The 24192-nt window shown below is 48.9% G+C and carries 26 protein-coding genes; 4 read left to right on the top strand and 22 right to left on the bottom strand.

Annotated features, from left to right (window positions below; all coding sequences use genetic code 11):
* Positions 1–17: 17 nt before the first annotated feature.
* The 6 genes from ccpA to AC3WRW_RS15140 form a co-directional block, all read right to left on the bottom strand.
* Positions 18–1022, bottom strand: coding sequence for a catabolite control protein A (gene ccpA / locus AC3WRW_RS15165; protein WP_492547147.1), 1005 nt, complete (start codon positions 1020–1022; stop codon positions 18–20).
* A 181-nt stretch (positions 1023–1203) separates the two neighbouring features.
* Positions 1204–1611, bottom strand: a complete 408-nt coding sequence (locus AC3WRW_RS15160) for a hypothetical protein (protein ID WP_167064035.1) — start codon at positions 1609–1611, stop codon at positions 1204–1206.
* 124 nt (positions 1612–1735) lie between these two features.
* Positions 1736–2278: a type 1 glutamine amidotransferase domain-containing protein gene (locus tag AC3WRW_RS15155; RefSeq protein ID WP_492547146.1), complete on the bottom strand. Its 543-nt coding sequence runs from the start codon at positions 2276–2278 to the stop codon at positions 1736–1738.
* 1 nt (position 2279) lies between these two features.
* The gene (ptsP, locus tag AC3WRW_RS15150; RefSeq protein WP_492547145.1) at positions 2280–4019 is read right to left on the bottom strand and encodes a phosphoenolpyruvate--protein phosphotransferase; all 1740 of its coding nucleotides are present in this window, start codon (positions 4017–4019) and stop codon (positions 2280–2282) included.
* Positions 4016–5905: a glucose PTS transporter subunit IIA gene (locus AC3WRW_RS15145; RefSeq protein ID WP_492547144.1), complete on the bottom strand. Its 1890-nt coding sequence runs from the start codon at positions 5903–5905 to the stop codon at positions 4016–4018. The genes ptsP and AC3WRW_RS15145 overlap by 4 nt, the downstream gene beginning before the upstream one ends.
* A 191-nt stretch (positions 5906–6096) precedes the next feature.
* On the bottom strand, positions 6097–6837 hold the full coding sequence (locus tag AC3WRW_RS15140) for a hypothetical protein (RefSeq protein ID WP_492547143.1): 741 nt from the start codon (positions 6835–6837) through the stop codon (positions 6097–6099).
* Between the two features lie 208 nt (positions 6838–7045).
* On the opposite strand from AC3WRW_RS15140, the gene AC3WRW_RS15135 reads away from it, so the two are divergent.
* Entirely contained in the window at positions 7046–7612 is a 567-nt protein-coding gene (locus tag AC3WRW_RS15135) for an NAD(P)/FAD-dependent oxidoreductase (RefSeq protein ID WP_492547142.1), read from the top strand.
* Positions 7613–7690: 78 nt separating this feature from the next.
* Here the strand turns inward: AC3WRW_RS15135 and AC3WRW_RS15130 are convergent, their stop codons facing one another.
* Genes AC3WRW_RS15130 through crcB (AC3WRW_RS15110) form a run of 5 tightly spaced genes read right to left on the bottom strand, consistent with a single transcriptional unit; the run spans position 7691 to position 11041 of the window.
* Positions 7691–8116, bottom strand: coding sequence for a CoA-binding protein (locus tag AC3WRW_RS15130; protein ID WP_492547141.1), 426 nt, complete (start codon positions 8114–8116; stop codon positions 7691–7693).
* Positions 8117–8130: 14 nt separating this feature from the next.
* Positions 8131–8949, bottom strand: coding sequence for a C39 family peptidase (locus tag AC3WRW_RS15125; protein ID WP_492547140.1), 819 nt, complete (start codon positions 8947–8949; stop codon positions 8131–8133).
* 33 nt (positions 8950–8982) lie between these two features.
* Entirely contained in the window at positions 8983–10278 is a 1296-nt protein-coding gene (aroA, locus tag AC3WRW_RS15120) for a 3-phosphoshikimate 1-carboxyvinyltransferase (protein WP_492547139.1), read from the bottom strand.
* 26 nt (positions 10279–10304) lie between these two features.
* Positions 10305–10664: a fluoride efflux transporter CrcB gene (gene crcB / locus AC3WRW_RS15115; protein ID WP_492547138.1), complete on the bottom strand. Its 360-nt coding sequence runs from the start codon at positions 10662–10664 to the stop codon at positions 10305–10307.
* Positions 10661–11041: a fluoride efflux transporter CrcB gene (gene crcB / locus AC3WRW_RS15110; RefSeq protein WP_492547137.1), complete on the bottom strand. Its 381-nt coding sequence runs from the start codon at positions 11039–11041 to the stop codon at positions 10661–10663. Before crcB (AC3WRW_RS15110) ends, crcB (AC3WRW_RS15115) begins: the two co-directional genes overlap by 4 nt.
* A gap of 98 nt (positions 11042–11139) precedes the next feature.
* Here crcB (AC3WRW_RS15110) and AC3WRW_RS15105 point away from each other — a divergent pair, with 98 nt between their 5' ends.
* Entirely contained in the window at positions 11140–11430 is a 291-nt protein-coding gene (locus tag AC3WRW_RS15105) for a rhodanese-like domain-containing protein (RefSeq protein WP_492547136.1), read from the top strand.
* A gap of 21 nt (positions 11431–11451) precedes the next feature.
* Here AC3WRW_RS15105 and AC3WRW_RS15100 read toward each other — a convergent pair whose 3' ends face one another.
* Positions 11452–11958: a shikimate kinase gene (locus AC3WRW_RS15100; protein WP_492547135.1), complete on the bottom strand. Its 507-nt coding sequence runs from the start codon at positions 11956–11958 to the stop codon at positions 11452–11454.
* A gap of 147 nt (positions 11959–12105) precedes the next feature.
* Between AC3WRW_RS15100 and AC3WRW_RS15095 the strand changes: the two genes are divergently transcribed.
* A complete protein-coding gene (locus tag AC3WRW_RS15095) occupies positions 12106–12429 on the top strand; it encodes a hypothetical protein (RefSeq protein WP_246294447.1) in 324 nt (107 codons plus the stop codon).
* Between the two features lie 13 nt (positions 12430–12442).
* Here the strand turns inward: AC3WRW_RS15095 and gnd are convergent, their stop codons facing one another.
* The 10 genes from gnd to AC3WRW_RS15045 all read right to left on the bottom strand — a co-directional run bounded on the left by gnd (position 12443) and on the right by AC3WRW_RS15045 (position 23251).
* Complete coding sequence (gnd, locus tag AC3WRW_RS15090) at positions 12443–13855, bottom strand: NADP-dependent phosphogluconate dehydrogenase (RefSeq protein ID WP_171686110.1); 1413 nt, start codon at positions 13853–13855, stop codon at positions 12443–12445.
* Between the two features lie 32 nt (positions 13856–13887).
* Complete coding sequence (locus AC3WRW_RS15085) at positions 13888–14655, bottom strand: SDR family oxidoreductase (RefSeq protein ID WP_492547134.1); 768 nt, start codon at positions 14653–14655, stop codon at positions 13888–13890.
* Between the two features lie 62 nt (positions 14656–14717).
* Entirely contained in the window at positions 14718–16289 is a 1572-nt protein-coding gene (gene gntK / locus AC3WRW_RS15080) for a gluconokinase (RefSeq protein ID WP_492547133.1), read from the bottom strand.
* Positions 16286–17557, bottom strand: coding sequence for a nickel pincer cofactor-dependent isomerase, group 22 (locus AC3WRW_RS15075; protein ID WP_492547132.1), 1272 nt, complete (start codon positions 17555–17557; stop codon positions 16286–16288). The genes gntK and AC3WRW_RS15075 overlap by 4 nt, the downstream gene beginning before the upstream one ends.
* 18 nt (positions 17558–17575) lie before the next feature.
* On the bottom strand, positions 17576–18580 hold the full coding sequence (locus tag AC3WRW_RS15070) for a LacI family DNA-binding transcriptional regulator (protein ID WP_492547131.1): 1005 nt from the start codon (positions 18578–18580) through the stop codon (positions 17576–17578).
* Positions 18581–18681: 101 nt separating this feature from the next.
* The gene (locus AC3WRW_RS15065; RefSeq protein ID WP_492547130.1) at positions 18682–19983 is read right to left on the bottom strand and encodes a 6-phospho-beta-glucosidase; all 1302 of its coding nucleotides are present in this window, start codon (positions 19981–19983) and stop codon (positions 18682–18684) included.
* Positions 19984–20003: 20 nt separating this feature from the next.
* A complete protein-coding gene (locus AC3WRW_RS15060; protein WP_492547129.1) occupies positions 20004–20984 on the bottom strand; it encodes an N-acetylglucosamine kinase in 981 nt (326 codons plus the stop codon).
* A 41-nt stretch (positions 20985–21025) separates the two neighbouring features.
* Positions 21026–22021 (bottom strand): LacI family DNA-binding transcriptional regulator, encoded by a 996-nt coding sequence (locus AC3WRW_RS15055; protein ID WP_492547128.1) that lies wholly within the window; start codon positions 22019–22021, stop codon positions 21026–21028.
* A gap of 180 nt (positions 22022–22201) precedes the next feature.
* Positions 22202–22798, bottom strand: a complete 597-nt coding sequence (locus AC3WRW_RS15050) for a YkzI domain-containing protein (RefSeq protein WP_492547127.1) — start codon at positions 22796–22798, stop codon at positions 22202–22204.
* 216 nt (positions 22799–23014) lie between these two features.
* Positions 23015–23251 (bottom strand): DUF6953 family protein, encoded by a 237-nt coding sequence (locus AC3WRW_RS15045; protein ID WP_492547126.1) that lies wholly within the window; start codon positions 23249–23251, stop codon positions 23015–23017.
* Between the two features lie 197 nt (positions 23252–23448).
* Here AC3WRW_RS15045 and AC3WRW_RS15040 point away from each other — a divergent pair, with 197 nt between their 5' ends.
* Complete coding sequence (locus AC3WRW_RS15040; protein WP_492547125.1) at positions 23449–23541, top strand: YjcZ family sporulation protein; 93 nt, start codon at positions 23449–23451, stop codon at positions 23539–23541.
* Positions 23542–24192: the final 651 nt, after the last annotated feature.

The following is a 24192-nucleotide window of genomic DNA, read 5'->3' as shown; positions in this document are numbered from 1 at the left end:
TTAGAGGCTTAAGTTCACTAGGCTTGTGTAACAGAGTTACGGTAAATCACTTCATGCGGCAAAATAACCTGCATATTATCCGTTGATTCTTTGTTCATCAGCTTCGTTAGAAGTCTCATCGACACCGCACCGATGTCATACATCGGTTGAGCCACTGTCGTCAGAGTCGGTCTAACCATGGAAGCCATGCGAATGTTGTCTACACTGATAACAGCAATATCTTCGGGCACTTTGAGTCCGTTATCTTGAATCGTGTGAATGGCGCCAATCGCCATTTCATCGGTTGCCGAGAAGATCGCTGTAGGTCGAGGGGAAAGCTCCAAGAAATATTTGACAGCGTCAACACTGGATTCATAACGGTAGTTACCAATTCGCACATATTCGTCGCGCAGTTCGATACCTGCTGCATCCAACGCTTTCTTGTATCCTTGGTAACGTGCGAATCCATTGGCTGGATCCTGCAAAGTTCCGGAAATCATCGCGATGTCGCGATGTCCCGCTGCGATTAGCACATTCACGGCATCGAATGCGGCTTTCTCATGATCGATATCCACGGAAGGCATCGTTTGCTCTTCATCTTTGGTTCCGCATAATACAACAGGAACGGAAGAGGTGCGGAAAGCTTGGATATGATCGGCTGTAACAACGCCGCCCATGAAGAGCAGCCCGTCGACCTGCTTCTCGAGCAGGGTGTTAATAACGCGGATTTCTTTCTCTTTCTTCTTGTCCGCATTACACAAAATAATATTGTAATGATACATATTCGCAATATCTTCAATCCCGCGCGCCACTTCAGCAAAGATCGAGTTGGAAATATCGGGAATGACGACACCGACGGTTGTCGTTTTCTTGCTGGCCAAGCCTCTTGCTACCGCATTAGGGCGGTAACCGAGCCGTTCAATGGCTTCAAAAACTTTCTTGCGCGTTTGCGGCTTTACGTTCGGATTGTTATTGACAACCCGGGAAACGGTTGCCATGGAAACGCCTGCTTCTCTTGCTACATCATAAATGGTTACGGTCACGGTTACTCTCTCCATTTTCAAAAGTATTCTGCGAGCCTAGTATATTACCGTTATGATACGACAAAATAATTCATCTTGCAATGAAAAATGAAAATACTTTGAAAATAATTTCATTTAGTTTTCAAAAAAACCTCACAACTATGTACAAAAGCCAATCCGTCAGGGATTGGCTGCAGGCTGCTTATGTCGAAATTGCGCTCTGTGTAATTTGTGACAACCGTTTGCGAATTTCTTCGGTCCATGGTTCGTCACCAAGCGATTGTGCCAGCAGTAAGATGTCCAGAAGCTCATTTATACGTTCTTCTACAATCTTTTCCATGGAATCATTCATATGCTCTTTCTCGGTAACCTTCAGCAGCAGGAACGCCACTTCCGATAGCTCGTGGAAAAACAGCTGCTGTTTCTCAGGCTTGCTCCCCAGCTTGCCGATTAGACCGGTAAGCTCGGGTTTAACATGAGGAACAACCTCGCTTCGGCCACACGCCTCACATGAATAAATAGGTACATTTTCAATATCGACTTTACTTTGATAAATAACCGTACGCAGACGAAGGTTCATCGTGCGTCCGCACTTGCAATACTTTTGCATTCTAACACTCCTTCACTGGCAGGCGGCATGTACATGAATTTCTTGTACTATGATATTCTACGATTCTATACGATTTCCTGCCGAATGAAGAGTAGTAGTTTTTGGTACGATTGGCAGCGTAAAGCTACTTTTCCTGATGTTTGTTGTACTGAACGAGCTCGTCCACAAAGCGTTTGGAAAATGCAGGAAGGTCTGGCGGGCGGCGTCCAGAGACGATGTTGCGGTCTACCACCACTTCTTCGTCTACCCACGTAGCTCCGGCATTTTCGAGGTCATCGCGAATGCCTGGCGTAGAAGTCATCGTATAGCCGTTTACGATTTTCGCCGAAATAAGCACCCAGCCCGCATGGCAGATTTGGGCAATCGGTTTTACCGCGGCATGAAACTCCTGTGTCAGGCGAAGCACGTCCGGATAACGGCGCAGTTTGTCAGGGGCCCAGCCTCCCGGAACGTAAAGGCCGATGTAATCGGATGACTTTACTTCATCGAACGCATAATCCGTCGTGATCGGAACGCCATATTTGCCGTGATACACCGTTTTCGATTTTGGCCCGACAATATCTACGACCGCCCCGGCTTCACGCAAGCGTAAAACGGGATACCACATTTCCAAATCTTCAAATTCTTCATCGACGAACGCCAATACTTTTGTACCTTTCAATTCCATGCTAATTACCTCCTACAATCGATTCAGTTTGTTCGGTTTGAGCTAGCAGCTCAATTATTTCATCGCTCGTTTTGCAAGCTAGAATTTCCCCGACTAATTGCTTGCATTTTTTAGCGTTACTGCTTAATAAACGGTGTTTCACTTGCAGCAGGGTTTGTACAGAAATGCTTAGTTCTTCGATGCCAAGACCTAACCAAATAGGCAAAGCGCGGACGTCTCCCGCCATTTCGCCACATACACCGACTGGAATGCCTACGCTTTTGCCTGCGTCTATGACATGTTTAAGAAGCCGGATGACAGCCGGATGATACGGATTATATAAGTGCGCGATGTTCTCGTTCATCCTGTCTACAGCCAGCACATATTGAACAAGATCGTTGGTACCAATACTCATAAAGTTGACTTCACTTGCCAGAACGTCTGCAATGAGCGCTGCTGCGGGTACTTCAATCGTTAACCCTACTTCGATGTTGGCATTGAAAGGAATGCCTTGCGCGCTGAGCTCAGCTTTCGCCTTCTCCAAAAGAGCTTTGGCTTGACGCACCTCGCCCAGCGATGTCACCATCGGGTACATGATTTTCACGTTGCCATAATGGCTTGCCCTAAGAATCGCTTTCAGCTGAGTCATAAACAGATCCTTCCGGTCCAGTGAGATCCGAATAGCTCTGTATCCCAGGAACGGATTATCCTCTTTGGCAAGCGGCATATAATCCAGCTTCTTATCTCCGCCGATATCCAAGGTTCGGATGACAATGGGACGGCCTTTCAGGTGCATAGCGGCATGGCGGTAAACTTCAAACTGCTCGTCCTCGCCCGGAAGCGAATCACGGTCCATATATAAGTACTCTGTACGGAACAATCCGACCCCCGACGCGCCGTTGCGCATAACCTGATCGATCTCCATCACCGAGTTAATGTTCGCGTGCAGATTGACATAGCTGTTATCCAAAGTAACAGGCGGCACATCGGCGATTTCCTGCAAACTCTCCTTGAATTCAAGCCAATTCTTCTTGCGTGCTTGATAGCGCTCGATTGTGATCTTGTCCGGATTAATGTAAAGAGTCCCCTCTTGACCGTCAATGATCAAGAAATCGCCATTTTGAATCGGACGCAGCAGCTTCCCTTCCAGCCCTAAAACATAAGGAACGGACATCGCTCTAGCCATAATAGAAACATGCGAATGCGTGCCCCCCAGAATGGTCAGAAGCCCCAACACTTTCGTCGGATCCAAATGAGCCAGTTGCGAAGGGGTAAGTTCTTTGGCAACCAAGATATACGGATGATCGATGGGAGGAACCGTTGAGCTGGTATCGCCCAGCAAATGCTTCAGAAGCCTGTTGCCAACATCTTTAATATCGAGCGCCCGCTCCTTCATGTACTCATCGTCGATCATGTTGAACATTCCGACAAATTTGTCGATGACTTCTTTTACGGCAACTTCCGCGGCCTTATACTGCAGCTCAATGATCCCTTGAATTTCGTTCATGAAAATAGGATCTTCCAAAATGGCCAAATGGGCATCAAAAATATACGCTTGATCCTGCCCGACAACCTCTTTAATTTCCTGTTTAATGAGCTCCAGCTCGTCCTTGGAAGACCGGATCCCGTCGTACAGACGCTCAAATTCATAAGCCAAATCTGTCACATCGATCATTTTTTCTGGGAAATCCCACTCCCACGTAGGAATGACAAATGCCTGACCCATTGCAATGCCTGAAGACGCCCCTATCCCTCTGATCATCCGTTCATCCCTCCCGTAGATTTAGTAGGCTTTAAGACGACGGACATCACAGAACCTTGGCCTTTTTTTACAGCTTTGAACGGAGCGAAGCTCCAAGACTTAACAAGATCCGGATTCGTAATAATCATCGGTGTCGCCAAAGATGAAGCAAACTTTTTAACTTTATTGTAATTGAATTTAACGAGAAGCTGTCCGGGTTCTACACGATCGCCTTCTTTGACCACGGCATTAAAACATTTCCCCGGCAAGCTCGACGTATCGATCCCAATGTGCAGCAGAACTTCCAATCCTTCATCCGTCGCAATGCCCAGCGCATGCATGGTCGGATAAATATGCATAATGGTGCCTGCAACCGGCGAGACCAGCTCCCCTTTTTCAGGAATAAACGCTACGCCGTTACCGACCAAACGCGAAGCAAAAATGCGATCGGGCACATCTTCAATAGGAATCATGCGACCCTGCATCGGCGAGGTAAACAATACGACATGAATGTCTTTGCGCAGTACTTTCATTATTTCTTCACGAATCAGCTCTGAGAATGTCCCGAACACGACCTGAACATTGCCTCCTCCAAGACGGATGACGCCTGCAGCTCCTAAGTGTCGTAATGCCGTGATGTCTATCAAACGATCATTAACAAGCGTAAGTCGCAATCTGGTGATGCAGGCTTCAATCTTCTTAATATTGTCTTTCCCACCGAGTGCTTGCAAAATTAAAGGCGACCTGTACGGGATATCGCCGGCCCATTCTTCGAGCGAAGAGCCTTCCTCCCTGCCCGGCGTAGGAATTTGGAACTTCCTGATCGCCCAGCGAAACATGAAATAATACACGAGTCCGTACACGATGCCAATTGGGATCAGAAGCAGTCCGTTATGCGATAAATGCAAATTAATGACGTAGTCTATCGCTCCAGCCGAATATGAAAAACCATGCTGAATATGCAGTTCATAGGCCAGCCACATTGCCGCACCGGATAAAATGGCATGAATAATAAACAAATAAGGTGCAACAAAGAGAAAAGCAAACTCGATCGGTTCCGTGACGCCTGTTAAAAAAGAGGCTAACGCGGCCGTCAGAAATGTCGCCTTAATCTTCGGCTTCAAATCTTCACGCGCTTCCCCAATAATGGCAAATGCGATGGCTGGCAAAGCGAACATCATGATCGGATACAGCCCGGCCATGTACATGCCTGCTGAAGGATCTCCTGCAAAATAGCGCGGCAAATCCCCGTAAGCCATATGCCCTGACGGCGTTTCGTAAGCCCCCACTTGAAACCAGAAGAAGTTATTCAATATATGGTGCAAACCGGACGGCACCAACAACCGGTGCGCGATACCATACACAAATGCGCCGAAACCGCCAAGACCGAGCAGCCAGTTCGAAAAATTGCTCATCCCGACTTCCAAGTAAGGACCTATCGCGATCATTATATACGACACGGCGAGCGTGCACAGGCCCATAATGAGCGGAACCATTCTCGGACCGCCGAAAAATTGTATGTATTCAGGCAGCTTGATCTCTTTGCAGCGGTGATAAATAATGGCCGCAAGCAAACCGATTAAGATTCCGCCAGGTACACCCAATTGAAACTGGGATCCAAGTCCATGCTCAATGAGCCTCGTAAACATAAAATAGCCCAGCATGGCAGACAGCCCGGCAATACCGGCACTCTCTGTAAGCCCCAGCGCCACGCCAACGGCGAATATGATGGGGATATAATCAAAGACCGTATTCCCCGCTAACAGCAGCATATCGCCAAATCCGGATGCGTGAATGCGATCCCAAGGCAGGTCCCCGAGACGAAGCAGCACAGCAGCAATAGGAAGCGCCATGGTGGGCAGCATTAATGAGCGGCCAAGCTGTTGTAAGTTCCCCATCCAGTTCAAACGTATGATTCCTCCTAAAAGTTTTGCTAAAACAAAACGGACAGCGTATGCCGAAGCATAGCGCGATCGAAAAAACTTACATGATGAGCATAAGCCTCTCATCAAATCGTATAGCTTGTTTGCCTGTTTGTCAAAACAAAATAAGCAGGTCGGGGTTCGACCTGCCTTTGAATACCAGTTAGCGCATACGATTAATTAGAGGCGTTATATCCGAACTGCTGTCCCATGCCGGAACTGCCGAAGCTTTGGTTATAAGGCTGCGCGGTTTGCTGCTGGTAGCTTTGTTGTCCTTGCTGCCCCTGCTGCTGATACCCATAGAATTGTGTCCCTTGTTGGGCACCGTAGCTTGACTGATACGATTGCTGCGAAGGTGTATTAGAATCGCTGCGCAAGTAATTGTCATGACCCGGTTGGTTCCCCCGGTAGTTCGCCAAGTGGTAGGAATTCGCAGAAACTTGGCTTTGTCCGTAAGGCTGCTGATTAGACTGTGTTGAGCTGCCGTATTGGCTGGACACATAAGTTATGGGCTGAGTTTGATTGGAACCATACTGGTTGTTTTGGCTATTCGATCCGTTATAGGTCGAATAAGCGTTTTGAAAGCTGGATGGCTGATATTGCGTCGGCGTTGAAGAATCGCTGCGCAAGTAATTGTCATGACCCGGTTGGTTCCCCCGGTAGTTTGCCGTATGAAACGATTCTGTAGAAGTCATGCCCTGCTGATTGAAACCTTGATTGTACCCTTGAGATGAGCCCGAAACGGATTGAGAAGCCGGTTGTTGACTATAGAAGGATTGCACATACCCGACAGGTTGATACTGTCTTTGGTACCCCTGGTATTGGGAAGCGTTGTTCTGATAGCCTTGCGAAGCCTGGCCGCCTTGGAATGAACTCCCGAACGATGAAGCGGCATTGTTGTTTGCGTTGTTATACATCTGTAGATTCTCCTTCATATTTCTTGAATTTGGACACCTTTTTGGAGCCTCTTTTATTCTCTCCGCTCCTTCGTATTTTATTTATTAAAATGTTAAAATTGTAAGCATCCAAAGATAACATACATTCTATACGCATAAGTTGACTAAGGGTAATTGAATATGCCATAATTTCCTAGTACCCCATTCTCTTTACAGGAGGAATACCGATATGGCATATGATATTATTATTATTGGAGCAGGCCCTGCCGGAGCAAGTGCAGCCTTATTCACAGCCAAAGCGGGAAAATCAACGCTTGTCATTGATAGCGATCAAAGCGTGACAAAGCGCGCGTGGATTGAGAATCATTATGGCGTAGAAGGGATCACTGGTCCTGACATGGTTGAAATCGGGAAGAAGCAAGCCGCAAAATTCGGAGCTGAGTTTGTTCAAGGCAAAGCCACCCAGCTGAATCAATCCGGTGAAGGCTTCCAAGTAACGACAGAAAACGGTACATATGAGAGCAAGTATGTCATTCTTGCAACAGGATTATTCGCTGATCTTGCAGAAGCTTCAGGCATTCAGACGAAGCCCGGTACAGAGCCTCGCATCAAAACGGTTGTCGATGCGGACGCGCAGGGCAATACGAGCCTCAAAGGTGTGTGGGCGGCAGGTACGATTGCAGGTGTCTCCATGCATACGATTGTGACTGCCGGCGATGGCGCCAAAGTGGCCATTAACGTAATCAGTGAATTAAATGGCGCGCGTTACGTCGATCACGATGTATTAAAAGCTTAAGCCTGTATAAATAAAAACCGCTTCTCTCCGGCCTAGACGGTTGGAGAGAAGCGGTTTTTTTAAGTGTAAACGGTCGATTTAATTGTTACGCGGATTGAGAATCGCATCTTCCACTTTAATACAGCGGTCCATGATGACTTCCAAGCCCGCTTCGCTGGCGATACGGCCTGCTTCCTCATTCACGATGTCAAGCTGGAGCCAGAAAACTTTGGCTTTGATTTTGGCGGCTTCTTCCGCGACGGGAACGACTTGATCCGCACGGCGGAAGACGTTGACGATATCTACGGGCTCCGGAATGTCGGATAGCGAAGCATAGCATTTCTCGCCCAAAATCTCGGTTGCATTCGGGTTAACCGGAATGATCCGGTATCCTCTGCTCTGCATCGCAGCGGACACCATATACGATGTACGGTCGGGCTTATCGGACAAACCTACGACGGCAATATTGCCCGCATTCGCAAGAATCTCCTTAATGTGCTCTCTGGACGGATTTTCAAACGTCATGATCCATCTACCTCCTATTTTTTCACGTAAGTGAGGCCTTGTTTCCCCATGGCGGTCCAGCTGTCGATAAACTGCGCTTTGTTTACCTGCAATTGCTTTTTCCCGCTATAGGGATCGTTCAAGTATACATTATTCTCATCATATCCGACCAATAATACAGCGTGCTCCGCATATGTCGTTTGGATCGGGCCGATCGGCGTATCCCACGTCACCCATTTGTAAGGAATATTGAAATCAATTGTCGTCCAAATGAGGACAGGAATGCCGCTTGCCACCTGCTGTTCAAACAATTCGAAGGACTCGCCCGTAATATCGATCGCCTCCGGAATATATGACTTTAACAGCGGGAAAAGACCGGCATGATAAATGCCGAACCCTCTTTGTTTCCGGGTAACATCGCCTACGAAACCTGTGTTGGGATTCCCCCAGAACGCAGGAGATCCGTCTGCATTCAGTTTAACCGGCGTGTTGTCCAGCGGCATCTCGGCGACCAGTTCCATTTTCGTTTTGGTAATTCCATAGAAATGCAGCAGCATCGTCAAACTCGTAATTTCACAACCTGCTGGCAGTTCAGGCAGTTGAGCAAAAACAGGCGCATCAATCATTGCTGATGTCTTTGTCTGGATCGTTGGTTGCGGCGTGGAAACCTCCGCTGTTTGCACAGGCGCTGGCGGCTTAGTAATGGGCACCGTAGAACCGGCTGCGAATAAAGCCGTTTCTTTCCCCGTAGCTTTGGCATACAGCAATACAGCAAATACGCTGCTTGCAAATATAAGTCCCGCGACAAGGAATAATCCAAACGTCACCTTTAACCCCTGCCAAATAATCCTCATGCTGACTCACCCGTTCCTTGTTTTGGAATCCTGTTACTCCGTCACAAGTTCAACCTGAGCACCGATAGAACGCAAATGGTCAAAATACTGCGGGTAGGATTTGGCGACGTGATGAGCATCACGAATCGTCAACCCTTTCTCGGAGCGAAGACCGACAACGGTAAGCGCCATAATGACACGATGATCGAAGTGAGCATTGATCTCGACACCGCCTGGAACACCTTCCGGCTTGCCGTGGACAATAATTTCACTTTGGCGTTCTTCCACATCAGCTCCCGCTTTGCGCAGCTCGTTCAAATAATCAGTGATCCGGTCGCACTCTTTATAACGTAAATTTTCGACATTGTAGAAACGCGACGTCCCTTCGGCAAAAACAGCTGCCGCCACCATGGCCAGCACCGCATCTGTAAAGTGATCGCCATCAAACTCGCCAGCGACCAGCTTCTGATTGCCGCGAACGTGTACAACACCGTTATCATGGGTTAAATTAACGCCCATCGCACGTAAAACATCAACGCATGCCTTCTCACCCTGCTTGCTGTTCTCTTCCAAGCGAAGAACGCGTACGTCCGAATTCGTCACAGCCGCAGCTGCCAGAATCGCCGCAGATCCCGGGTAATCCCCTTGAATGACATATTCTTTGGCTTGATAGGATTGTCTGCCCGGAATACGGTAGTGCATCAAATCTTCGCTAGCGTGAATCACGATACCGGCCTGCTCCAAAACTTCGAGCGTTTGACCGACAATAATTTTGGATTTCAAATCATGCAGCACTTCGATCTCGCTGTCCTCTTCCAGAAGAGGCGTCATAAACAAGAGGGAGCTGAGGAACTGCGAGCTGACATTGCCGGAAACGGTCAGCTTGCCGCCGCGCGGTTGTCCCCCTTTAATGGTTATCGGCAAACGGCCGTTGGAATGTTGTACTTCCACGCCCATTTGCTGCAAAGTTTCAATAAGATCGTCATGAGGGCGCTTGCCCAGCGATTCGGGATACGTATTTACAAACGTCACATCCGGACAGAAAGCGGCTGTAGACATTAGAAAACGAAGGACAGCGCCGGCATTTCCTACATTCAGCTCAGAAACATGCTTCGGATTCTTGCCGAATCCTGTAATCACGATTTTCTCGTCGTCTTCTTCAATGATAGCACCCAAATCGCGCACACAGCGTCTCATTGCGTCGCTATCTTCACTATGAGCAGGATAATAAATCGTGCTTGTCCCATTCGCTAGCGCGCCGATCAGCAAGTAACGGGTCGTGTAGTTTTTTGAGGAAAGAGCGTTGATTTCTCCTTGCAGATTAGCAGTAGGTTTCACGATGGCTTTCATTTGGTTCATATCTCCTTCGCATGTGTTTATATGTAATATCCGATGAAGGCTAACAGAATTCCACCGGTATAACTGAGCATCGTATAGATTATCCAAGCTTGCCATAGTCCTGACCGGAGCTGTTTCATACTTTCCAAATTCAAGGTGGAGAATGTAGTGAAAGCTCCCATAAAGCCTGTGCCAATCAATAGCTTCCAATTGTCAAATGGATGATATTTCATGAGAAGCCCCAGTAAAAAGCTCCCCAAAAGATTTATTGTCAGTGTACCATACGGAATAGAACTTGGGAACCTTCTTGACATGTACGCCCCAACCTGAAACCGGGCGATTGCCCCCACGAATCCGCCAATACTTACCAGACATATCGGCCACAGCCAAGTGTTCATGAGCGGTGTGCCTCCCTTCGGGAAAGCAGCGCAAGACGGATGCCAAGCCAAGTAAAGCCTAGTCCCCCCCACAAGCTGCCAAGCACATAAAGAAGGGCCAGCATCAAGTACCCATGGTTAAACATGTTCACCGTCTCGTAGCTAAACGTAGAGAACGTAGTAAAAGATCCGATAAACCCCGTTGTGATCGGCAACTGCAGCTTTGCAGGAATAGGCAGCCTGTCTGTAAATGAAATGAACCCCAGCAATATACAACCGGCTAAATTACAGAACAGCGTTCCCCAAGGAAACACGGCTGCCGTTCCCGGATTCCATAGAGTGGAAAGCCCGAATCGGGCGAGTGCGCCGAGAATACCGGCTAATCCGATGTATAGCATAACGATACAACTCCTGGTTTGACATCCTGCCTTAATGTTTCTATCATTACTTGTAATGGGGCTTCTCCCCAACAATTGAAAAACATGGAGGTCCTGTTATGGATACGATTTTACCATCCGCCGTCAAAGAGAGACTAAGCCGGGGCGAGCAGTTGACGATTATTGATGTTCGCGAAGTGGAAGAAGTAGCTGCCGGCATGATTGCAGGCGCCATTCATATCCCGCTGGGCGAGCTGCCTGAGCGTTTAAGCGAGATTCCTACGGCCGAAGAAGTGATCCTGGTATGCCGCAGCGGCAATCGCAGCGGGCGTGCGCTGGGCTTTTTGGAAGCACAAGGATATAAAGGACTTAAGAACATGACCGGCGGCATGTTGGAGTGGGAGGACTAAGCTTCGGGCTTGTCCTTCCTCTTAAAGATTGGCCTGCCGAATAATGGTCTCAACAATTTGGTCTGTCGTTAACTCGGTCGTATCGATCACGGCATGTGCGAAGTCATAGGCGGACTTTCGCTGCTCAAGCAGCGTATGAACCCGCTCTTCCAAGTTCCCTTGTAGCAAAGGACGGCTTGTATCGCTGCTCACCCTTTGAATGATAGCCTCCGGCGAAGCTTTCAGCGCTACAACGAAGCCGCTGCGCAGCATGCAGGCCCGGTTCTCCTCCGCTAATACAGCGCCCCCGCCTGTTGCCACGATTTGCCCTTGACGAGCCAGCAAATTTTCAAGCGTTTTGCTCTCCAATGCACGAAAGTGCGCTTCCCCATACTCGCTGAACAGTTCCCCAATGCTTGTCTGCTGCTCTTCCTCAAGTACGGCATCCGAGTCTTGAAACGTCCATCCCAAACGCTCCGCAAGCTTCTGCCCGACGGTTGATTTGCCTGTCCCCATGAAACCTACAAGTACAAGATTGCTTGTTGTCACATTAATCCCCTTTTCTCATATGCTGTTCATACAAACTTTCCCAACATCATACCATAGCATCTCAGACATGAATACAATCCATGAAAAAATCATATAGTAGTGTGAATAAATTCCAACTCAAACAGTTAAGATTTTAAGAGAAACCCTATGCCGACAAGGAGAGATGAAGCTTTGAACCCAACTGTTGCCTACACCAACCGCACCCAAGGCAAACTGGAACAAATCTTACACCCGAGCTACGTGCTGTGCAGAGAGGATGTCGTTTGGATCTTGGAGTTTATTAAGAAAAAAGTGGCTGAAGAAGACCCGCGTGTGCAGGGCCTTGCTCAACCACGATTGTTAAAAAATTTCCGTTATTTTGCCGAAGTCTCCTTGATGCTCATTCACAGAAGGAACGGCTTCGATCAAGAAGCCGATCGTTTGAAAATGTGGCTGCGGGAAGCGGCATACGGTTTACAGGGAGAGGCGTAACACCTCTGCCAGCTTAGTTTTCCATCCAGTTGAAGTGGAAGGAACCTTCTTTGTCCACACGTTGGAACGTGTGCGCTCCGAAATAATCGCGCTGCGCTTGCAGCAGATTAGCCGGCAGTCTTTCTGTGCGGTAGCTGTCGTAGTAAGCAAGCGCCGATGCGAAAGATGGAACTGCGATACCGCGAGTTACCGCTTCTGCAACAACTTGTCTCCACGATTGTTGATAGTTCTCAACTACACCTGTGAAGTAAGAATCCAACAGCAGGTTTTTCAATTCAGGATTGCGGTCGTACGCATCCTTGATATTTTGAAGGAATCTGGCGCGGATAATGCAGCCGCCGCGGAAGATCATCGCGATGTTGCCGTATTTCAGATCCCATTTATATTCATCGGAAGCTGCTCTCATTTGAGCGAAGCCTTGTGCATAAGAGCAAATTTTACTTGCGTACAGCGCTTGACGCACAGCTTCAATAAATGCTTTGCGATCGCCTGTGAAAGCTGGAGCATCAGGTCCTTTGAGCACTTTGCTGGCCGCTACGCGCTCTTCCTTCATCGCAGAGATGAAACGGGAGAAGACGGATTCCGTAATGATGGAAAGCGGCACGCCAAGATCCAGAGCACTTTGACTGGTCCATTTTCCTGTTCCTTTTTGACCTGCGGAGTCCAGGATAACGTCAACCATCGGTTTGCCGGTTTCAGCGTCATATTTCGTGAAAATGTCACGCGTGATTTCGATCAAATAGCTGTCAAGCTCGCCGTTGTTCCACTCCGTGAAGATCTCATGAAGCTCTTCTGTGCTTACGTTCAAAACGTCTTTCAACAGTTGGTAAGCTTCGCAGATCAACTGCATGTCGCCATACTCGATTCCGTTGTGCACCATTTTTACATAGTGTCCTGCGCCGTCTGGTCCGATGTACGTACAGCAAGCGTCTTCGCCAACTTTGGCGGAAATCGCCGTAAGAATAGGCTCTACCAGTTTATATGCGGATTCTTGACCGCCTGGCATGATAGCCGGGCCTTTCAGCGCGCCTTCTTCGCCGCCGGAAACGCCGGTTCCTACGAAACGGATGCCGTGTGCTTCCAACTCTTTGTTACGGCGCTGCGTATCCGGGAAATAGGCATTGCCTCCATCGATCAGGATATCGCCTTTTTCAAGATGCGGCAGCAATTGGTTAATCGTATCGTCCGTTGGACCGCCCGCTTTAACCATGATCAAAATTTTGCGCGGCACTTCCAAGGATTGCACGAATTCTTCCACACTGTATGTACCGACCAATTGTTTGCCTTCTGCTTCTTGAATAAGCTCTTTTGTTTTTTCGGCAGAACGATTGAATACGGATACTGTGAAGCCTCTGCTCTCGATGTTTAACGCTAAGTTTTTACCCATTACCGCTAATCCGACTACACCAATTTGTTGTTTAGACACGTCTCTCATACACCCTTCCGATATATAAATGTTTAAATCGTCATCGCGCCGAAACCGCCATCTACTCTTATAACAGAGCCTGTAACAAAGCTGGAAGCTTGTTCAGAAGCAAGGAACACAGCAGCACCCTGAAGCTCTGACGCTTCACCGAATCGATTCATTGGCGTATGACGCATAATGGACTCGATCCGTTCAGGCGACAAAATCTTACGATTCTGCTCAGCCGGGAAAAAGCCAGGAATGATCGCATTAACACGCACTCGGCTTGGAGCGAATTCGCGGGCGATGTTCTGTGTAATGTTATTGACTGCTGCTTTAGAAGCGGAGTAAGTGAATACCCGGGAAAGCGGCGGATCTGACGAAACCGATGAAATATTGATAATGCTTCCGCCTTCGCCGCGATCAACCATGTATTTCCCAAACACTTGGCAAGCCAGCACGACGCTTTTCAAATTAACCTCCATAATAGAATCCCATTCTTCCATGGAAATGTCAAAGAAAGGCGTGGCACTATTTTTGCCCGGGCAGTTCATCAAAATGTCCGCACGGCCTGACCAAGCGAGAACATCGGCAAGCACACGCTCCAAATCCTCCCGTTTCGTCGCGTCCGCTTGAAACGTTTGAGCTTCTCCGCCAATCGCTTCAATCTCTTGGCGCACTTGGTCGCTTTTCTCTTGGTTGCGTCCGACAATGGCCACTTTCGCGCCATGACCGGCCAAAGCGATCGCCATTGAGCCGCCCAGCGTACTGTTGCCGCCAATAATTACTGCTGTTTTCCCTGTAAGATCGAATAAATTCATTTGTCTTCATCCCCTCTGACATTATGCTTGGAACGTATGCGCCGCAAGGCGCTTAAGCAAATTTATGATTGAGGGCTCCGAAGGTGCTGACCTTGAAAGGCGGTTATCGCGTCGAATTGATCTTTTAACTGATGATATACGCTTGTATAAATAGATGTCAATTGTTGATATACGCGATAATTGCTTTCATTCACCTCATGAGCCGTTCCAACCTGAATCCAATTGTGCGCATGGGATAGATCGTCAATCTCACCCATGGCAAGCAAACCTAGCAATGCAGCCCCAATTCCCGAGCTTTCGATGGAATCAGGCACGGTAACCGAAGTCCCCAGCATATCCGTCATCATCTGGCGCCAGAATTCAGATCTGGCAAAGCCTCCGGAAGCGCGAATCACTTCCGCGGGTCCCATAATCCGCTCCAGCGACGTGGCGACGGCTTGGATGGAGAACATGACGCCTTCCAGCGCTGCGCGAATCATATGCTTCTTCTGATGGCTAAGCGAAAGGCCGAAGTAGACTCCCCGGGCGTTCGCATTCCAATACGGTGCCCGTTCGCCGGAAAGAAGCGGCAAAAACAGCAGCCCGTCAGAGCCTGCTTTCACATGCGAAGCGAGCTCCGTTAAGTAGTCATAAGGATCCATGCCCAGACGGCGCGCCTCTTCGGACTCCGCGGTGGCGATTTGATCGCGCACCCAGCGGAAAACAATGCCGCCGTTGTTGATCGGTCCGCCAACGACCCAAAACTTCTCGGTCAGCGCATAGCAGAACAGCTTGCCTTCCGGGTCCGTTTGCGGCTTGGTCACAACGCTGCGCACGGCGCCGCTTGTGCCGATGGTGACGGCCACGACGCCAGGCTCGAATGCGCCAACGCCTAGGTTCGCCAAGACGCCGTCGGATGCCCCGACGATAAACGGCGTATCCTGAGACAAGCCCATCGCAGCGGCGTATTCAGCGCATAGACCCTCAACGCGATATGTCGTCGGTACGAGCTCTGAAAGCTGCTCCGCCGTTACACCGGCTTGACCCAGCGCTTCCGCGTCCCAATCCAGATCCTCCAGATTGAACAATCCCGTGGCGCTGGCCAGCGAATGATCAATCAGATAGCGGCCGAACAGCTTCGCGAACACATACTCTTTAATGCCGATGAACTTGTGCGCTTCATTCATTAGCCCAGGTTCGTTGTCACGGAACCACATCAGCTTGAGCAGCGGCGACATCGGATGAATCGGCGTGCCGGTTCGGGAATAAATCTGCTGCCCGAGACCGCTGCGCTTTAACTCCGCCGCATACATCGAGCTGCGATTGTCCGCCCATGTAATACAAGCCGTCAGCGGCTTCGTGTTCTTGTCCACGGCGATAAGGCTGTGCATAGCTGAGCTGAAGGAGACGCAGAGCACTTGGTCAGGCGTAACGCCTGCCTTGCGAACGACTTCGCCGATGCCTTGCACGACCGCATCGAAAATTTGATCCGGATCCTGCTCCGCCCGGTCAGGGGTCGGGGTAAAGAGGGGATATTCGATGGAGTGAGATCCCAGAACTTTCCCCTCGCGCGAAATTACGAGCGTTTTCGTACTTGTTGTACCGATGTCAGCCGCAATGATGTAGGGCTTGAGGGTACTTTGTCGGTCTGTCATTTGCTAATATTCCCCTCTGCGTCAAATGAAAGTTCATAGGGCTCCGTCAAAATCTCAATATCCGGGTGAACGCGCGCTGCGTCCAATAAATTCACGGAAATTTCGATTTCGCCAAGATGAAGCGTATCTTGAATCCGAACCAGCTTGCAAGTCGTATAATCTAAAATGTTGCAGGTCTTTACCGCCGCCTTAATGGCATAATAGTCATTCTCCAGGGTAGTGGCAATTTTCGTTGGCGCACATACCGTCGACGTTAACCCATTGGCATAGGTAAATTCCAGGTTTGTTTTATCGACTAAGCGCTGTGTCGTAAAATCAGCTGTGCCTACGCCGTTTGCGTTCCCTTTTGTTTCCGGCGTCAGGTCCAGCACGACCATTTTCGCAACATCCGGTCCACCGTGCGCATAAGGCGTCGGATAACGGCCTGTCACGTTAGGGTCCATGCCGTCGCCGCTAATATTTTTGCCAATATAATCAATAACCAGCACATCGATTTCATCGAACAAAATTTTAGGCAGACGCGCTTTCGCCTCAATCAGCAGCTTCTCTTCGCGCTCTTCGATTTCAGCCGCCGGCAGCACTTCCACACGGCAAGTCTCGTCATAAGCATTTTCGACCAGAGCTACGCCAAACACGATCGGAAGCTTCTGGATCATGAGATTGGCCATCGCCGGCACATTTTCCGCCATATACTTGAAACCAAGCTGGTGGCAAGCTTCAGCGCCTTTTTGCTTCCCAAGCCCGATCGCGATCATCTTCATGATACCGCTCTCAATACGACCGCGGAACGCTGTATGCGGCTTCACGCGGTTGATAACGACAATGGCGTCCGCTTCAGAAGCAATACGATCTACATAAACCGGCAAACCGTTAGGCAGTTCGTCAATTTTAACGACTTCCATCGAAGAGCGAATCGGGGCGCCCATCGTCGCTTCCGTGATGCCGAAGTGCAGCAGCACTTCCGTTTGTCCTTCGGCCGTCGCACCGCCATGGCTTCCCATGCAGGGCACGATGAACGGGAATGCGCCTTTCGCCTTAATCGCGTCGATCGTCGTTTTAGTAAACCCCGCAATGTTCGCAATGCCCCTGCTGCCTACGGCAACAGCAACCTGCTGGCCTGGAAGAATGGTCTCCATCACGCCGCTGCTGGCAAGCTTATCCGCCAGTTCCTGCTCCGGATTCTCCAAAATCGTACGGTCAAATTTCTGGCGGATCTTCACCATTTGCGGGATCGGAATATCCTTTAACAGCTCTCTCAAAACGCTCATCGACTATTCCCTCTTTCTTTATGTTGACAGCTTCTTTACGGACTCCCGCACGACGAGCTCTGTCTTCAAGAGCACCTGCTCGGTTTCGTGCTGTTTGTTCTCAATATTTCCAAGGAGCCGTACGGCGCCTTCTTTACTGATTTGTTCAATAGGCCTGCGGACGGTTGTTAAAGCCGGCGTCACGTAGGCGGCAAAAACCGTATCATCAAAGCCAACAACGGAAATATCCGCTGGCACCTGCATCCCGGCTTCCGATATCGCTTTCATTGCCCCTAACGCCATCTCGTCATTGCAGCTAAAGACAGCGGTCGGTCGTTCCTCTAAGGCCAAAAATTGCTGCATCGCCTTATGGCCGCTCTCTAGATCATATAAGCCCGGCATTCGGTATACGGAGGGAATGCTCATCCCGTAATGCTTCATCGCTCTTTCGAAGCCGTCTTTCCGGTTCTGGGCGGATTTGAAGCCTTTGCGGCCCTCAATCAGCGCAATGCGCGTATGACCTTGTTCAATTAAATAGGAACATGCCAGAAATGCGCCCTGTTCTTCGTCCGAAAGGATGTTCAACACGCCTGCCGTAGAGACCGGCCGGTTGAGGACGACGAGCGGGATGCCTTTACCTGCGATATGATCAATGATGGCTTGATCGTCATCGCTTTGCGAGACAACGATGATCCCGTCAAAGCTTTTGCGGGTAATCGATTGAAAGCTCGTGTAGTCATCAATTCCTTTGACAATCAGTTGGTACCGGTCCTGAATAACCGAGTTCACACCACGGATTGCTTCATAGAAAAAGCCGGCAGAAGTACCTTTACTCAGTGTGGTAAAGAACAGACCCAAATTATACGAACGATCGAGCACCAAACTCTTGGCACTGTAATTGGGCGTATAATCCAGCTGTTCGGCAATGAGACGGATACGTTCTTTCGTTTCTTCCTGAATTAGCGGACTATTGTTGAGCGCTCTGGAAACAGTGGTGTGAGACACACCCGCAAGTTTAGCTATATCCTTAATGGTTACGCTCATTCCTTCACCTCTACTAGAAGCATATCATAACTATGCACACGTTAACAATAGTCTTTTTACAATAAAAAAACTCCCTTCGCAGGGAGCGGCATTTCTTTATTTTAAGCAAAAAAATTAGGCAAATACGGCTTATTCTTCTCCAGCATTTCATTCATAAGCGTTTTGGCCACCCCTACGGACGGCACCAACGGGTGATGAACGAGGGCTTGGAGCACCAAATCTCTGCTACCCGTAACCGCAGCTTCGATCGTAAGAGCCTCGTACGTTTTGACCGCATGCATAAGGCCTTTGACATGTTCCGGCACTTTCGTCAGTCCGATCGGAACAGGACCTTGGGCGGTCACAAGACAGTTCACTTCAATGCAGGCATCCACTGGCAGAAAGTCGATCATATGGCCGTTCATCACATTGAGCGTCTGAATGTCGTGCTTGTCGTTGTAAAGAGAATCCATCAAGTTAACTGCCGCTTCCGAGTAATAAGCGCCTCCGCGTTTCTCCAGTTGCTTCGGCTTCTCCTGCAGGTTCGGATCCTTGTAGAGCTCGAACAGCTCATCCTCGACGCGTTTCACCACTTCGGCCCGAGTCCCGTTCGCCTTCATGGAAGCCAGTTGTTCCTGCACCATAATGTCCGTCATATAGAAATACTTCAAATAGTACGAAGGCAACGCTTGCAAGGAACGCAAGAAATCGGCATCCCATTCGGTGGCCGGCACGTTCTTGCCGCTGAATTCTTCTCGGCGGTCCAGCAGCTCGCCCAGCTTGTCTTCCCCATTAATCTCGGCGCGGGTCACCCAATGCAAATGATTCAAGCCGACAAACTCCGTATAAATCTGCTGGGGCTGCACGTCATATTTTTTCATCAACCATTTGTGCAAACCGATGGGCGCATTGCATAGACCGATGCTTTTGACCTTCGAGTATTTGTGAATCGCTTCGGTCACCATGCCGGCCGGATTCGTAAAGTTCAAGAGCCATGCGTTCGGGCTGAGCTCCTCGATATCTTTGCAAATATCAAGCAGCACAGGAATCGTACGCAGCGCCTTCATCATACCGCCCGGACCTGTTGTTTCCTGCCCGATGATTCCGTACTTGTTCGGTATATGCTCATCCCATTTCCGGGCTTCCAGAAGACCTACGCGCATTTGGGTAGAAATAAAATCTGCGTTCTCAATCGCTTTCCTGCGATCCAGCGTTAGATGGACATCAATCGGAAGGCCCGACTTTTCGATCATTCGTTTGGCCAAGTTCCCGACAATCTCCAGCTTATGCCGCCCTTCCTCAACATCCACTAACCATAATTCCTTCACAGGAAGCTGCGCATACCGCAAAATAAAGCCTTCCACAATTTCCGGCGTGTAAGACGAACCTCCGCCAATGATCGCTATTTTCAATGCGTCTCTCAAGTAAGCTCACATCCTAATCTTTATAGTAGTATGGCATTGTAATCGGATACGTTTCGGAGCGCTTCGTACACGTCCGGCTTCAACGGCTGTCCGCCTGCTTCCATGGCAAGCCATAAGGCTCCGACCACCGGCTCGACAGCGAGCTTCACGATGGACGCCTTAGGCGCAACTTGTCCTACCGCCCGTTCGATATACTCAAGCACATAGGGGCCCTCGCCTCTCATCACAACGCTGCCCGCAAGGACAATGTCGAAGCTTTCCTGTTCCATGCCAAGCCGCTTAATGACCGCAACGGCAGATTTGCCAAGCTCCTCGCCTTGCGCTTGCAAAATTCGGAGCGCAACCTCGTCGCCTTGCTGCGCAGCCTTAAAGATGAGTTTGACAATGTGCAGCGGAATCGGTTTATTGTGATCCATATAATCGTCAAACATCTCGTCAACCTTGCTGTAGCCCAGCTCTTGCAGCAGCATCTCCGTCAGCAGCGTCGGCCGTTCTCTGCCGTCCCAAGCCCGAATAACAGACCTGAAAGCTTCGACCGCCAATGTGCCGCCCCCGCCGAAATCGCCGAACTTATAGGTGAAGCCGCCGCATTGAAAAAATTGACCCTGCCGGTTTTTGCCGGCGCTATTCGTCCCGCTCCCGCAAATCAGCACAACGCCGAAAGGCTGCGACGTTCCCGCCCTTAGCGCGATCATCGTATCGCAAGCGATGGCATAATGCGGAAAGCCCATGTCCCCGATCATAGGTCTTAGCACCTCGTAATCGATGGGACGATCCGCACCCGCCAAGCCGAAAAAGGCAAACGCAATCTCTTGACGAGACAATTTCGCTTGAGTCAAAGCCATCTCTACGGAGCTGCGAATATTAGCCTCCGCTTGCGAAGCGTTAATCTGATGATTCCCGTTCCCGCTATGCCCTTTGCCGAGTATATGCCCCCGCTCGTCTGTTACAAGCGTGTACGTCTTGCTTCCGCCGGCATCTACACCCAAATAATAATTCATGGTTCGTGAGCTCCTTATTTCTTTAATTTCTTTAATGTCTTTCAGCTATAGATTCGGGCTGTCGTTTCCCTCACCACAATTTCCGGTTCCAGCACGACCGTTTGATGCCCTTCAGCCGTGCCGTCAATAAGGCGGAGCAATTCATCTACGGCTGCCTTGCCAAGCTGCTCCGACGGTTGACGCACCGTGGTGAGCTTGGGACGAAACTCCGCAGCGAAGATTTGATCATCATAGCCTACTACCGAAAGGTCCTTTGGAATCTGCAGGCCATTATTCTTAAACGCATCGATTATACCGAAGGCAACGTAGTCGTCCGCGGCAAACACGGCCGTCGGCTTCTTGCCGGCTTGCAGCCATCTTTCCGCAATTTCATAACCGGATGCGACAGCAAATTGCCCCTGCTCGATCCACAATTCAATAATGCCGGCGTCCTTCATCGCTTGACAATATCCGCGCTGCCTTTCACGGCTGCTCATAAACGGTTCAGGACCGCGAATATGAGCAATTTCGGTATGCCCAAGCTCAATCAAATGTTTCGTAGCTTCATATCCGCCTTTGAAATTGTCCACAATGACGGAGGAGACGGCTTTGTCCAAATGCTGATTATCCATCAAGACAAAAGGCATCTTCTTCCTCTGCAGTTCCTTTACATAAGCCTCTTCATTGGTAGGCGACAGCATCATCAGTCCGTCTACGCGGTCCTCTTGAAACAATGAATTTTCAAAGGAGGAAAATACGTCGTTCGAAATGGATAGCGCTAAAAAATACCCGCTTTCGGCGAGCCGTTCGTTTATTTCTTTGACCACGGCATCAAAGAATGAATCGTTGAGCGTCGTGATCGCAAGACCGATAACGCCGGTCTTCCCTCGAGCCAAGCTGCGAGCTGCCGCATTGGGATGGTAGTCCAGCTCTTTCATCGCCTGCAGCACGCGCTGCCGGTTGTTCTCTCTCACGGTACCCGCTCCATTGATAACCCTGGAAACCGTTACAACGGAGAGACCGCTTTTCTTCGCAACATCGAATATACTGACTTTCACCGATGAAACCACTCCTACAACATTCGAAAGTTAAAGCGCTTTAACTTTTATGAATTAAATTATAAACGAATCCTGCCGGCTTCACAAGACCGCTGTTCAAAAAAGTGCGGCAAACACACAAAAGAGAGTCCCGTATGTATAAATACAGACTCTCTTCTTATTCAAATCCACTATTCATTCTCACATCTCCAATAAGAGCATTTCTTGACGCATTTCAATGAGCTTCGTCTTACTCGCCATAATGGCTTTGGCATCCCCTGATGCGATTGCATCGTGTAAAGTGGCGAGTTCATAATCGAGTTCCATGCGTAAAATAGGAATTCGCTCATCGGTCCGCTTGGATCGCAGCGCTTGCATGACTTCTTCTACTGTCACGGCTGGCTCCTTCTGATACAGCACTTTATGTTCGATGCCGCTAATTTCCACCATGCGAATAATTTCACCGAACATAATATTCTCAATGAGAATTTGCCGGTCCTTAAATCTTTTGACTACGGCATGACCGCGTGTATCGCCTATTAGTTTTTCCATCATTTCCGCGAGCTTCTCGTCTTTGAACGAATAATTGCCCACGATTTTATACTTTTCGCCGATTCGCTCAAACTTCAGCTTAATCAGCTTGCGTCCTGTTCGAATGGAAATGATGAACTGCAGCTCGCTTTCGTTCCAATACAGAGAATAACCTTCTTGAATGAGCGCTTTAATGAAGTTCCGGATTAGCCGGCGATCAAATCGTAACTCTAGGTTGCAGTACTCCACTTCATGACTCTTACTCACGGCAATCCCCTCCATAATTGATGCGTTTGTTTTATTTAAATATTCAGACAACTTATCTTCTTATCCTTATCTTATTATGAATTCTATGTTTTAGCAACTTGGATTATTGACATTTTTTTAAGGAAAAACGTACAAAAAAAGCTGATGCCTGTTTGAACGCGGCCTCAGCGTAGTATGTGGTTGGAAAGCAGTTTCTGCTATGCAGAGACGTTCCAATTAATGCCATCCCCAGAAAAAGCCATCGCGCTCCCAAGCAGCTCTGCCGCCATGCAATTTCTTGAAAATTTTCTTGACCTCTTTAGAAATCGCTTGATTCCCATTTTCATTAACATAAATAAAGGATTCCCCGTAATGACGGATAATATAGTCAACCGCTTCTTTCTGGTGTAAAATCCCCGCAGACTTCAACTTCTCCAACATCCATTCCGCTATTTCATTCGCCGTACCGGCCATTGTCTTTCTCTCCTCACCTTAATCAAAATCATCCTTCCATTGTAGCACATTTTCTTCTGAAATTATGTATCAGACAGGTACAGGAGCACAATCATTCCAATTAGCCCTGCCAGCCCATTCCTTTCTGTGGGCAGTGCCATATGCTGTCACTGTAAGTACAAACGAACAGACTTTTAGGAACGAAAGGGTGATTTTGAATGAGTCATGCAGCTGGTGGTTATAATTCTGCGGCAGCAATTTTGGTATTATTCATTTTGTTAGTTATTATTTCCAGTGCGTTCTTCATCTAATTGATCACATACGAAAGGGCTGTCCGGCATGATGCCGGCAGCCCTTTATTTGTAGAAGGGATGCCTAGGTGGCGGTTTCAAATGCGGGGAGTTTTCTGCCTTGGAAAAACCAGATAAAGGCTCATCATGCTACGGACACAAAGGCCGTTATCTTCGCAGAAAGCAACGTGTCACTCTGCCAAAGGACACCAGAGTCCTTATTTGCCAATTTCGTGGCGAGATTAGCCCCCAGTGAGCAAATAACAGCAGTGGTGTCCGTGTTATGTTGGAAGATGTCCTTTTCCATCAAATAAGAGCCCCTCTGTCCGTCAGTGAGGACCGAGAGTGAGCTAACTCCCCATTACGACTGCTCGGCTGGCTGAACAAACCTCCTTCCATTTCGTGACGGGAGCTTCGCCAGGTAGATACCCATACTTTGGGAACTCGATTCCCTTATTTCGGCAAAAAGAGGAATTTCAAGAAGCCGAGGAGAACTGCAAGGTCTTATTTCCCCACAATGATCTACATATCTGCTCGAAGTGATGAAATAGCGGCCCCTAGTTCCCTTTCCCTCTTTTAAATGGCTGTTTCCAGCAAAATAGTCGAGTAGGCGGGGCCTTTCCGTCTTGGATTGTGCCCCTTGCCCCTCACAGATCCGTACGTGCCCAATTA

The organism is Paenibacillus sp. FW126-R14, from assembly GCF_058789495.1.
This window is presented reverse-complemented; position numbering and strand designations above follow the sequence as displayed.